This window comes from Chromatiaceae bacterium (assembly GCA_016714645.1).
In the GTDB taxonomy this organism is placed as follows: domain Bacteria; phylum Pseudomonadota; class Gammaproteobacteria; order Chromatiales; family Chromatiaceae; genus M0108.
The window spans coordinates 122,634-135,309 of the sequence record JADKCI010000002.1; the positions used below are offsets into that span (position 1 = coordinate 122,634).

Genomic DNA, 12,676 nt, shown 5'->3' on the forward strand with positions numbered 1-12,676 from the left:
CATGAGTGATAGCAATCAGCCCCCTGTTCCCGCCGAGGCCCCGCCGCCTGCTGGTCCTCTGGCTCGGCCGGGCCAGCGGGCCTTGATACCCCGCCCCTATCCGCAGGTCCCTGCGGTGGCGACCGCCACCCCTGACGAAGAAGACTTCATTGATCTGCGCCACCTGTGGGGCATTCTCCTGCGGCGCAAGGGCACCGTCTTGCTGGCCGCGGCCCTGGTGGTGCTGATCGGCCTTATTTATACCTTCACCGCTACGCCCATTTACCGAGGCACCCTGCTCCTGCAAATCGAACGCCAGGAGGGGCAGGTCGTGAATTACAAGGATGTCACACCGGATGAGGACGCTCGGTCCGGCCAGGATTTTTACCAAACCCAATACGAACTCTTGAAGAGTCGCAACCTGGCGCGGCGGGTCATCGACCAGCTTGGCCTGGAGCCCCAGGCCTGGAAAAAGACCGCGGGAGATAGTAATTCCTTCCTGGGAAACCTTGCCAGCTCCCTCCAGGTCTGGCTGGCCGGCATCCTGGGGGCCGAAACCAAGATGTCCGCGGACCCCGGTCATGCCGAGCCGGAGTTGCCACCACCAGCGTCCCAGGAGACCGCCCTCCTGGCCAATCTGAACATCGAGCCGGTCCGTAACTCCCGGCTGGTGAAAATTTCCTACGAGAGCCCCCGTCCCGCCGAGGCGGCGGCGGTTCCCAACGCCATCGCCAATAATTTCATCAACATGAACCTGGAGCGCCGCTTCGAAGCCTCCTCCTACGCCACTCGCTTCCTGCAGGAACAGTTGCAGCAGGCGCGCGTTACCCTGGAGGATTCCGAAAAGCGCCTGGTGCAGTACTCCCGCGAGCGCGAGATTATCGATTCGGAAAACCGACTCTCGACCCTCATGGCCCGGCTCCAGGAGATGACTACCTCCCTGGTCAAGGCCGAGGCCGCCCGCATCGAAGCCGAGGCCGCCTACCTGGGCCTGACCAAGGCCGATAACCCCGGGGTCGCCGGCCTACTTGACAGCGCGGCCATCGAGAAGTTGAAGGGGCGCCGCGCCGAGTTGCAGGCTGAATACGAGCAGAACCTGGAGGTCTATAAGCCCGGCTACCCCAAGATGCAGCAGATCCAGCGGCAGATCGCGGACATCGACAAGACCATCGCCAAGGAGGTCGCCGCCATCGCCGGCAGCATCCGCCTGAAGTTCGAGACCCGCCAACTCGAGGAAGCCAAGCTCAACCAGCGCATCGCCGAGATCAAAGAGGAGGTTCTGACACTCCAGGATCGCAGTACCGACCACCAGACCCTCAAGCGCGAGGTCGAGACCAATCGCGAACTCTACGAGGGCCTCCTGCAGCGCCTGAAGGAGGTCGGCGTGACCGCCGGCATTGGCACTAACAACGTCTCGGTGGTAGATGCCGCAGAGGTTCCGAGAGGACCCTATAAGCCCAGCCTGTCCAAGAATCTGGCGATCGCCCTGGTGCTCGGCCTGCTGCTGGGCGTGGGCCTGGCCTATCTGCTCGAGACCCTGGACGACAGCATCAAGACCAGCGAAGACGCGGAGCGGCGTCTCGGTGTGCCCGTACTTGGCCTCATGCCCATGGCCGCCGGGGAGGAGTATGGTCTGGAGGGTGAAACGCTGGCCTTGCTGGTGAATCGCGACCCCAAGAGCCCCCTGGCCGAGGCGGCCCGCTCCCTGCGTACCTCCCTGCTCTTTTCCACCTCCGAGGGCGCTCCGCGTATCTGCCACTTCACCAGTGCCTCCCCATCGGAGGGCAAGACCACCTCGGCGGTGGTCATGGCCATCGTCTTCGCCCAGGCGGGCGGCAAGGTGCTGCTCATCGATGCCGATCTGCGTAACCCCTCCCTGCATCGCACCTTTGGTCTGGCCAACACCGAGGGCCTGACCAACTTCCTGGCCGGGGACATCGAGCCGGCCAAAATCGCGCGGCCGACCGAGGTGGCCCGCCTCTTTACCATTACCAGCGGTCCCCTACCACCCAACCCGGTGGAACTCCTCTCCAGCCCGAAAATGCTGGATCTCCTGCATCTGGCCGTCGAGCGGTTCGACTATGTGATCATCGATGGGCCGCCGGTGATCGGGTTGGCCGATGCCCTAGTCCTGGCCAATCTGGCGACGGCCACCATCTTCGCCATTCATACCGGCGAGACCCGGGCCGGGGCTATGGAGGGGGCCGTCAAGCGCCTGCGGGGCGCCAATGCCCATGTCATCGGGGGCATCATGACCATGGCTGGCCGGCCTGGGGGCGGTTACGGCTACGGCTATGGTTATAGCTACGACTATCACTACACCTATGCCTACGGCAACAAGTCCGGCGCCGAGGCCCTGCCGGACAAGGCGGGGGCTTGAGGCACATAGCCATGGAGGCGGTGCTGATCGAACTGGCGCTGGCCTACTACCGGGAGCCTTTGCGTTATCCGCGCCTCACCGATTCCCGCCAACCCCTGCCCACGGGTTTTGCCGCCCTGGTGCCGGCCTTCGGCGTGGCACTGGTCCCCCGGCACCTCCCGGCCACGGCGGCGGCCCTAGGCGCGAGTCCGGAGGAAATACTCGCGGCCGCGCGCTTCCTGGTCCGTCAGGTCCTCCTGGCGCCGGGGGCCTCGCCCTGGCGCATGCTCGGCTTCGAGGCGGAGGCCCCGCCAGCCCGGGTCCGTCAGCACTATCAACTTCTGATCCGGCTTTTCCACCCGGATCGCCAGGCCCGTATGGGCGACCTGGACACGGATTACGCGGCGCGCCTCAATCATGCCTACCATACCCTGCGCGGGGATGCGGCGGCGATGGAGGACGACCTGGAGGCCGATGCCGAGACCGAGGAATGCCAGTCGTCGGGCGTCGCCAGCGATGAACTCAGGCGGTTTTTTCAGCCGCAGCAACGCCTTGACTCGGGTCAGGCCCCCAGGGTCAAACGGGGGCAATGGCGTCGCCTGACCCGGCGGTCCCTGCTGGTGGCCGCCCTGGGTTTAATCGTGGGCGTGGCCGTGTTCATTCTGGTGAGCCTGATGTCGCCCGCCAACCCGCATCTCCAGATGTCGCCCAACCGAGCCGCCCAGGAGACGGCAACCGAACGTCAACCTTACTATCTCCAGGGAACGGCTCTCAAGACGTCCGACGGGAAGCCGGCATTGATCCAGCCCCTCGATGCCGAGGTCTTGTCCCCCTCGGCGAGCCCCCTGGTCTCCCCACCGCAACGCACCTCGGTTACGGGATTGGTGGGGCCGGAGGGTGATCGCCTGGCGGCCATGGAGCTTCGGCAGGGAGAAATCGCCGAGGAAATGGCCCGCATGGTGGCGGAGCGCGAGGAACTCGCTCGTCAACAGGTTGAACAGGCCCGGCAAAGGCAGGAGGAGGCCCAACGTCTGGATGCGCGTCGTCGGGTGGCCTTGGCGGAGGCGGAGCGTCAAGAGCGCCAGGTGGCGGAGGCCGAGGCCCGGCTCCAAGCGGAACGAGAGGCTTTGGAGCAGCAGCGCGGCAAGCTGTCACGGCAGGAGGGCGGGGGGGCCAGTGCCTGGGAGGCCGAACAAGGGGCCGCATTAGTGGAGGCCGAGCGCAAACTGCTGCTGGCCGTCGAAGCCGAGGCCCGCCTCAAGGCCGAGCGCGAGGTCCTGGAGCGGCAAAAGGCCGAGCAGGCCCGGCGCGAACAGGAGCTGGCCAAACAGCAAGAGGCGGAGCGCCAGGTGGCTATGGCGGAGACGCAGCGCCGGCAGCGGGAGGCCGCCGAGGCCGAGACCCGCCTCAAGGCGGAGCGTCAGGCCCTGGAAAGACTGAAGGCGGAACAAGCCCAGCGCGAAAAGACGGAGGCCAAAAGCCGGGAGGCTGAACGTCAGGCCGAATTGGCGGAGGCGAAACGTCAGCAGCGTAAGGCCGCCGAGGCCGAGGCTCGCGCCCAGGCGGAGCAAAAGGCCCTGGAGCGACAAGCAGCCGAGCAGGCCCGCGGCGAGCAGGCCCGCGTGGTGGCGGAAGCCGACCGCCGCCGCGAGGCGGAATCGAAGCCGGCTCCTCCGGTGGCCGACCCCAACAATGTCGTCGCTCGTCTGACCCATGTCTATGGGCAGGGCGACCTTGAAGGTCTCGTGAGTCTCTTCACGGCCGATGCCCAGGTGTCCGGAGGCCGGGGCAAGGCCTTCATTCGTGGCGATTATGCCGCCTTCTTTGCCCAGTACCCCTATCGTCAACTCCAGATCAAGGGCCTGAACTGGCAAGCGGGCAAGGATGGGCGGCTGGTGGGTAGGGGGAGCCTGGCGTTGAAGACCCGGCAGAACTCCGAGGAGGCCTGGTGGAATGCCACCGGTACCATTCGCTTCGAACTCCTGCCCGTGGCGGGTGGTTACAAGATTTCCGGGATGGAGCATAAAATTAATTGAATATTAACGGGATGGGAGTTACGAAGACGGGTGCCGGGGTGCTCGCCTGGCGGGTGCTGATCATCCTCATCGCCGGATTTCTGGCCTGGCGGATTGTTGTCTCCGGGCTGGCGGACCATGCCCTGGAACAGCTTCGGAAGGGGGATAAGGCGGCGGCCCAGCGTGTCCTCGGCCTCATGCCGGGGCAAGCGGATGCGCTCTATCAGGAGGCTATCGACCAGCGCCCAACCGATGGGGCTGGCGCCGAGGTCCAGCTTGTCCAGGCCTATCGCCAGAACCCGACCCGCGCCCGGCCCCTCATGGCCCTGGCGGATCTGGCCCTGGCCAGGGGCGAAGTGGAGCGAGCCGATGCCTTGGTGGAGGCGGCGGTAAAACTCGAACCCGTTAACCACGCGATCCACCGGAGCGCTGCCGTATTCTGGCTCAATCGCGGCCAATTGGAGCGGGGATTGCAACACCTCTCCCTAGCCCTCGAAGCCTGGCCCGAACCCAATCAGGACCTGCTGGATATCTTCGTGCGCTTCGCCGAGGACCCCGAGGTCCGTATGGCCCTCAAGCCCCTGGCTCAAAACCCACCCTCCTGGTGGCCCGCCTTCTTCCAGCGGTTGGCGCGGCGGGCCTTGAATGTCGAGGCGGTGCGCTTTGCCTATGGCCTGCGCGCCCTGACCTCCCGCACTCCGGTGACGCCGGAGGAGCGCCAGGCTTACATCCAGCGCCTGCTCAAGGAGTCCCTGATCACCGAGGCCTATCTGACCTGGGTCAATGGCCTCTCCGCCGAGGATCGTAACCAGATGGGGTTGCTGCATAACGGTAGCTTTGAATTGCCTCTGGGCAAGGAGGTCTTCGACTGGCAATGGAGCCCCCATCGCCAGGTAGTGGCCAGGACCGCGGCGGCCGTCGGTGTTGCGGGCGAGCGGGCGCTGCAACTGATATTTCGCAATCAGGAGGGTCGCTTCCAGCACCTCCATCAGGCCATCTACCTCGAACCCGGCACCTATCGTCTGTCCGGCAAGGTCCTGCTAGACAGCCTGACTAGCCAGGGGGGACTGCGGTGGACCTTACGGTGTCTCCGACCACGTCAGGCCGTATTGGGGGAGAGTGAGCGCTTCCTGGGTTCGGAGAAGTGGCGCGGTTTCAAGATGGATTTCGAGGTGCCCGAGGGCTGCCAGCTCCAGGAAGTTCGGCTGGAATCCGCGGGTAGGCAGGGCCTGGAACAGCGGGTCGGCGGTGAAATCTGGTTCGACGGCCTGGCCATTCGCCGTACGATCGGCCTGACGGCCGCCGCGCGAGCGGACGGCCTGGCACGGGGTCGCGATACCGGACCGGGGTCCGAGTCCGATGCGAATGCCATGGGCCAGGAGGGGTCGCCCGAGCAAGATAGCCAGGTGCCTGCATCCAAGGATGCCCAGGATGATCGGACCCTGGATCAAGGCCTCGGCAATGCCGAGGCCCCAAATTCACCTCTGGTCGATAAAGGCGAAGAGCCGGGTGGGTCCGGCCAATAAAAAGAATCCTTTTCGGGGGTTAGGGGCCAACCTCACGTTGACGCCCCTGGGCATCGAGCTCAGGTGCGGAATGCAAGGAAGCCGTTGACAGGGGGTTACGGCATATCTAATATGCCAATAACTGGATTTTTTTAGCTATCGGACCATGGGCCTGGTCGCGAACACAACATTCAATTAGATGGAGAAGAAACAATGAAGATACGTAATCAAATCAGTATGGCCGTATTGTCAGGCCTTGGCTTCATAGGCATGGCGGTAGCCGCCGATCAGGCTCAAGTTGCAACACTGGTTCGCATCGATGGCGCGGCGGTTGCCAGCCAGGATGCCAAATATGTACCCGCCCGCGAGGGCATGACCCTAAAGGAAGGTGACCGTCTCATGGTTCTGGAGGGCGGCAGCGCCATCCTGGCCTTTGCCGATGGCTGCCAATACGAATTGGGTGAGATGGCCATGCTCGCGGTGCAGGGCGTCAGTACTTGCGCGGCTAAGGGTGTTGGCGTTTACAAGGTCGATCCTAAGTCCGGCGTCGCCGACGGCGCTCTTCCCCAGGCCCAGTTGGCCGCCATTGGCAATAAGAAGGCTCGCAGCAAGGCCCAATGCGATGCCGCCGCCAAGAATGCCAATCCCAAGGATGATTGCGACTGCGAGGAGCGCCGCAATAACGATGACAAAAACGATGATTGCCCGCCCGTAGCCGTGGTTGGCAGTGGTGCGGCAGTGGCTGGTACGGGAGGTGCTACGGGCGGCATCCTGGGTATGGGTGCCGCAGCTACGGCAGCGGTTGTGGGCGCAGGGTTTGTTGGCGTCGCCGCAGCCGCAGCCGCCACTAATGACGACGACAATAATAACCCCACCCCCCCTCCCATCAGCAACTAAACCGTTCCGACAATAAGAAATGCCAGCCCTAGGTCGAGGGCTGGCTTTTTTATGTCTAGGAATCGACGGGTATTGTGGTTTACCGGGTTAAATCTTACCCACCGGATTTTGCCCGAAACCAGCGGGAAAACCAGCCGCCACTTGCCTGCGCGCGCTCACGACTCCTATCCCATTCTGGTCCCCCAAGACCTCGGGGGGGAATAACGCTCCCCGGCTCCTGGTCGGCGATGATCGCCCGGGGGCGATCCAGGACCAGCCGCGCCGCCTCTTCCGGTCCCACCCATTTGGCCGCCGCCTTGCGACCTTCCGCCAACAGGGGAGGGCGGCGCTGGAAATGATGGGCGTCCGTGGCCAGGAGGTGCACCAGACCGTCGTCCAGGAAGCGCTCCGCCCAGTATTGCGGCTGCTCGCGAAAACGCCCGGTGACAGCGCCAGCCGTCACCTGAATCCAGGCTCCCTGGCGCGCCGCCTCCACGAACCAGCCATAATGCTTGTCATCCAACCAGGTCAGACGCTCCGGGTGGGTGATGACCGGCACAAAGCCCGCGGACAGGGCATCGAAGATCGTATCCAGAAAGCGTGGCGGCACCGTGTGATGGGGTGGCTCGAAGAGAAAATAACGTGAGCCGTGCAGGCAGGGAAATCGCCCGGATTTCAGGCCATCCAGGAGTTCCGGGACGATTTGGATATCGGCGCCGGTGGTGATCTCCAAGGGGATGCCGGCCTCCCGCAGATGCAGGCGAAAGGCGTCGACCGCGGCCGAGATAGAGTGGGCATCGTTCTCGAAGAGCCCGGGGTAGATGTGTGGGGTGCAGGCGGTCAGGGTGATGCCGTCCCCGACGGCCACCCGGGCCATCTCCAGCGCGGTCTCGAGTTCCGTAGGTCCATCGTCGATGCCGGGCAGCATATGGCAGTGCAGGTCGATCATGGGGGGGGGCTGGGGTTCCTTGAACTTGCGGACGGATTGTACGCATTTGCGGCCCCCGGGCCCAGGATCAAGCCTTCCTGGGTGGTGGGGTCGCGGGGGCCCGGCAAGGCCAGGCCCCCTAACCGGCTACTGACAGGCCTCGCACTCCGGGTCGAGGATGGAGCAGGCCTTAGGGATCTCGGCCTTGCCGGCGGTCTTGGTGGTGAGGTAATTGCCGCCGACGGCGCTGGGGCGGGTCCTGCCGGTGTTGGTCATGGTGGACTTCTCGACGTGGGTGGCGCCCATGGAGCGCAGGTAGTAGGTGGTCTTGAGACCCCGCACCCAGGCCAGTTTGTAGAGGTTGTCGAGCTTCTTGCCGTTGGGCTCGCTCATGTAGAGGTTGAGGCTCTGGGCCTGGTCGAGCCACTTCTGGCGGCGGCTGCCGGCCTCCACCAGCCAGCGGGCGTCGATCTCGAAGGCGGTGGCGTAGAGTTCCTTGAGGGACGCGGGAACGCGGTCGATGGCCTGGACCGAGCCATCGAAGTACTTGAGATCATTGACCATCACCGCATCCCAGAGACCCAGTTCCTTGAGGTCCCTGACCAGGTAGGGATTAACGACGGTGAATTCGCCGGAGAGATTCGACTTGACGAAGAGGTTCTGGTAGGTGGGCTCGATGGACTGACTGACGCCAGCGATGTTGGAGATGGTCGCCGTGGGGGCGATGGCCATGCAGTTGGAGTTGCGCATGCCGACCTGGAGGACCCTCGCCCGCAGGGCCGCCCAGTCCTGGGTCTGGCTGCGATCCATCTGCAGGAAGCCGCCGCGGCCGGTCTCCAGGAGATCGATGGAGTCCAGGGGGAGGATGCCCTGGCTCCAGAGACTGCCCTCGAAACTGGAGTAACGGCCCCGTTCCTCGGCGAGATCGGTGGAGGCGCGGATGGCATAGTAGGCGATGGCCTCCATGCTCTCGTCGGCGAACTGGACCGCCTCCTGGGTGGCGTAAGGGATGCGCAGCTTATAGAGGGCGTCCTGGAAGCCCATGAGGCCCAGCCCCACGGGCCGGTGGCGGAGGTTGGAGCGCCGCGCCTGGGGGACGTTGTAGAAGTTGTAATCGATGACGTTGTCGAGCATGCGCATGGCGGTGGTGACCGTGCGTTGGAGCTTGGCGTTGTCCAGGCCCTGGGCGCCGACGTGGGCGGCCAGGTTCACCGAACCCAGGTTGCAGACGGCAATCTCCTGGTCGTTGGTGTGCAGGGTGATCTCGGTGCAGAGATTGGAACTGTGGACCCGGCCGACGTGTTGATTGGTATAGCGCAGGTTGCAGGGGTCCTTGAAGGTGACCCAGGGGTGGCCGGTCTCGAACAGCATGGCCAGCATCCGGCGCCAGAGGTCCACGGCCTTCAGCCGCTTGCTGACCTTCATCTCGCCGCGGGCGGCGCGATCCTCATAGGCGGCATAGGCGGTCTCAAAGGCCTGGCCGGTGAGGTCATGCAGATCGGGTGTCTCGTCCGGGGAGAAGAGGGTCCAGTCGCTATCCTCCGCCACCCGCTTCATGAAGAGATCCGGCACCCAGTTGGCGGTGTTCATGTCATGGGTGCGGCGGCGGTCGTCGCCGGTATTCTTGCGCAGATCCAGGAATTCCTCGATGTCCAGGTGCCAGGTCTCCAGATAGGCACAGACGGCGCCTTTGCGCTTGCCCCCCTGGTTGACCGCCACGGCGGTATCGTTGGCCACCTTGAGGAAGGGCACCACACCCTGACTGCGGCCGTTGGTGCCCTTGATGTGGGCGCCCATGCCGCGTACCCGGGTCCAGTCGTTGCCCAGGCCGCCGGCGAACTTGGACAGGAGGGCATTGTCCTTGATGGCGCCGTAAATGCCGTCGAGGTCATCCGGGACCGTGGTGAGGTAGCAGGAGGAGAGCTGGGGCCTCAGGGTGCCGGAGTTGAAAAGGGTGGGGGTGGAACTCATGAAGTCGAAGCGGGACAGGAGTTCGTAGAACTCGATGGCGCGTTCCTCGCGGTCGATCTCGTTGATGGCCAGGCCCATGGCCACGCGCATGAAGAAGGCCTGGGGCAGCTCGAAGCGCAGGCCTTCCGCGGTATGGATGAAGTAGCGGTCGTAGAGGGTTTGGAGGCCGAGGTAGGTGAACTGGAGGTCTCGCTCGGATTGGAGGGCGGCGCCCAGGCGGGCCAGGTCGAACTGGCCGAGGCGGCGGTCCACCAGCTCCAGGTCGCCGGCCTGCTTGATGTAGGCGGCGAAGTAGTCGGCATAGCGATCGGCCAGGTCCGCCTGAGTTTCGGCGCCCTGGCCCAGCCCCAGGAAGCCGAGGGCCTCGCGGCGCAGGATGTCGAGGAGCAGGCGGGCGGCGACCTGGCTGTAGTCCGGGTCCTTTTCGATCAGGGCACGGGCGCTCATGACCAGGGCCTGGGCGACATCGGCCTCGCGGACACCGTCAAAGAGGTTGCGGCAGGTATCGGTGAGGATGGCCTCGCCATCAATGGCCTCGCTATCGCGGCAGGCCTCGCTCAGCAGGCGGCGCATCCGGGCCAGATCCAGGGGATGGAGGCTGCCGTCGGGGAGGGTGACCCGCAGACCAGGGGTGGGCGTCGCTGGGGTCTCGGCCGCGACGGCCGCGGCGCGGGCGGCGCGTTCCCGGGCGCGCTCCTCGCGGTAGAGGACATAGTCACGGGCGATCTTGTGCTCCCCCGCGCGCATCAGGGCCAGCTCCACCTGATCCTGGATATCCTCGATGTGGACCGTACCCCCGCTGGGCAGCCGGCGGGTGAGGGCCATGACGACCTGATCCGTGAGTTCGCGCACCCGATCGTGAACGCGGCTGGAGACCGCGGCCGTGCCACCCTCGACGGCGAGGAAGGCCTTGGTCATGGCCACCATGATCTTGGTGGCGTCGAAGTGGGTAACCTGGCCGTTGCGGCGGATCACCTGAAATTTGCCGGAGGCGGGTAAGCCGCCCTCGGTCTGGCTGGCGTGGGTCTCGGCCGCTAGCGGGGTGGCGGCATTCGGTGCGACGGCGGTCGGGTTGTCGGCCATGGCTCTCCTCAATGATGGGGCAGTCGGTGGTGGCAGGGATCTTGTCGGGGCTTTACCGACCACTTCCGGGTGCAACGGGGGCTGTGGCTAGCGGGGTCGATAAGGTGGGATAGCACAATATCCAGGGTTAGTGATCATCGTCAACCACTAGATATTGTGGTTAAGAGTGCTTGTGGTGGTGAATAGGCTGTGGAAGGCCTGTGGATAATTTTCGGGTTCCCGGGTCCGCCGGCGGTCCCTTTTCCCGGCGCTGGCGCGACTTGGGAGCGGCGGCGCTTGTGGATAAATCAACCCTGGACGCGGCGGGGCGGGCATGGGTTGCCGGAGCTAAAATGACAGCGCCAGGAATCACAAAAGGGGGCTATGGCGGGTATAATCCCGCGACGATCACTGAAGGGGGACGGCGCATCCCGAGCGGGGGACCGCCAGATCGGCTGATATTCATAAAAATCCAACGGAGAACTGATTCCATGCAAGTCAGAGACGTCATGAACAAGTCGGTGCGCGCGGTGCGTCCCGATACCCGGGTGATGGAAGTAGCCTCCCTGATGTGCCTTTACCGTTACCACGGTTTACCGGTCACGGAGGAGGACGGCACCCTCATTGGCTTCATCGCCGAGAAAGACCTGCTCCACCATCTCTTCCCCACCTTCGAACGCCTGATGGAGGAGGGCCTGGGCAACGTGGATCTCGATCTGGAAATGGGCCGGTACGCGGAGGTTCTCGACCTCTATGTGTCCGATCTCATGACCCGCAATCCCATCGCGGTGACGCCGGATATGCATGTGCTGCGGGCCACGACCATCATGGTCCGCAACAAATTCCGCCGCATCCCGGTGGCCGAGAATGGCCGCCTGGTGGGGGTTTTGAGCTTGGGTGATGTCCACAAGGCTATATTCCACGCCAACGTAGCGGGCACCCTCAAGTCCCGTTAGCCGGGCCCTGGGCTCCGGTTACGCGCCCGGCCCCTGGCGCGATTGGCTGGGAACCCTAGAGCAGGGGTCTGGTCACACTCAGTCTGGAAAAACAAACCTGGCCCGCGGCATTGCCGGCCGGGTTTCCGAAACCGTGATGGCACATGGCGCGAGCCCCTTGGTGGGCTCCTTCTCCGGACCTTTAGGAGGCAGATATGAAGACGCGGATTGTCCATGGGTGCCGCTGGCTCGCCCTGACCAGCCTGGGGTTGGCCCTGGTGGCGGGTCCAGTGGCGGCATCCACCTCGGCCGAGGTCGCCCAGGCCGAGTACGACGAGGTGCTGGCGCTGACCCCGAATCCCGCCAACGGACACAAGGCCTACATCACCTGCGCCGTTTGTCACCGGCCCGAGGGCTGGGGAACTCTCGATGGGACCTATCCGCAGATTGCCGGCCAACATCGGACCGTCATCATCAAGCAGTTGGCCGACATCCGGGCGCGCAACCGCGATAATCCCCTCATGTACCCCTTTTCGGTGCCGCAGGTACTGGGCGGTCCCCAGAATATCGCCGATGTGGCGGCCTATCTGGCGCAACTCCCCATGAATCCCCAAAACGGGGTGGGGCCGGGCACCGATCTAGAACTGGGTGCCCAGCTTTACCAGGACAATTGCGCCAAGTGCCATGGCGACCGGGGGCAGGGGGACGAGCAGGAGCATGTCCCCGCTGTCGCGGGCCAACACTTCAATTATCTGGTGCGCCAGTTCGATGCGATTCGGGACGGCCGACGCAGGAACTCGGATCCCAAGATGGTGGAGCAGATCAAGGGTATGGCGCCGCGCGAGGAAATGGCGGTCCTGGACTATACCTCGCGCCTGCGTCCTTCCGCCGAACGTCTCGGCGCGGCGGATTGGCGAAACCCGGATTTCCGGGGCTATGTCTATCCGAGTCCGCCCGCGAACGCCACGGTCCCTGGCCTGCCCGCAACCCCAGCGCCAACTACGCCACCCCGGCCCTGATGATGATCCCGTCCTCTACGCTGGTTG

At 64.5% G+C, this 12,676-nt stretch carries 8 protein-coding genes; 6 read left to right on the top strand and 2 right to left on the bottom strand.

What is annotated here, in order from left to right:
- Window position 1 precedes the first annotated feature (1 nt).
- The 4 genes from IPN92_07505 to IPN92_07520 all read left to right on the top strand — a co-directional run bounded on the left by IPN92_07505 (window position 2) and on the right by IPN92_07520 (window position 6,755).
- Window positions 2–2,359, top strand: a complete 2,358-nt coding sequence (locus IPN92_07505) for a polysaccharide biosynthesis tyrosine autokinase (GenBank protein ID MBK8638130.1) — start codon at window positions 2–4, stop codon at window positions 2,357–2,359.
- On the top strand, window positions 2,356–4,374 hold the full coding sequence (locus tag IPN92_07510) for a hypothetical protein (GenBank protein ID MBK8638131.1): 2,019 nt from the start codon (window positions 2,356–2,358) through the stop codon (window positions 4,372–4,374). Before IPN92_07505 ends, IPN92_07510 begins: the two co-directional genes overlap by 4 nt.
- Window positions 4,375–4,385: 11 nt before the next feature.
- Window positions 4,386–5,879, top strand: coding sequence for a hypothetical protein (locus tag IPN92_07515; protein ID MBK8638132.1), 1,494 nt, complete (start codon window positions 4,386–4,388; stop codon window positions 5,877–5,879).
- A 192-nt stretch (window positions 5,880–6,071) separates the two neighbouring features.
- Window positions 6,072–6,755 carry a hypothetical protein gene (locus IPN92_07520; GenBank protein MBK8638133.1) on the top strand — a complete coding sequence of 228 codons (684 nt, stop codon included), beginning with the start codon at window positions 6,072–6,074 and terminating at the stop codon, window positions 6,753–6,755.
- A gap of 94 nt (window positions 6,756–6,849) precedes the next feature.
- On the opposite strand, the gene IPN92_07525 is transcribed toward IPN92_07520, so the two are convergent.
- Window positions 6,850–7,683, bottom strand: coding sequence for a capsular biosynthesis protein (locus IPN92_07525; protein MBK8638134.1), 834 nt, complete (start codon window positions 7,681–7,683; stop codon window positions 6,850–6,852).
- 126 nt (window positions 7,684–7,809) lie between these two features.
- The gene (locus IPN92_07530) at window positions 7,810–10,716 is read right to left on the bottom strand and encodes a ribonucleoside-diphosphate reductase subunit alpha (GenBank protein ID MBK8638135.1); all 2,907 of its coding nucleotides are present in this window, start codon (window positions 10,714–10,716) and stop codon (window positions 7,810–7,812) included.
- Window positions 10,717–11,186: 470 nt separating this feature from the next.
- Between IPN92_07530 and IPN92_07535 the strand changes: the two genes are divergently transcribed.
- Window positions 11,187–11,651: a CBS domain-containing protein gene (locus IPN92_07535; protein ID MBK8638136.1), complete on the top strand. Its 465-nt coding sequence runs from the start codon at window positions 11,187–11,189 to the stop codon at window positions 11,649–11,651.
- A 194-nt stretch (window positions 11,652–11,845) separates the two neighbouring features.
- Window positions 11,846–12,649, top strand: coding sequence for a c-type cytochrome (locus tag IPN92_07540; protein MBK8638137.1), 804 nt, complete (start codon window positions 11,846–11,848; stop codon window positions 12,647–12,649).
- Window positions 12,650–12,676: the final 27 nt, after the last annotated feature.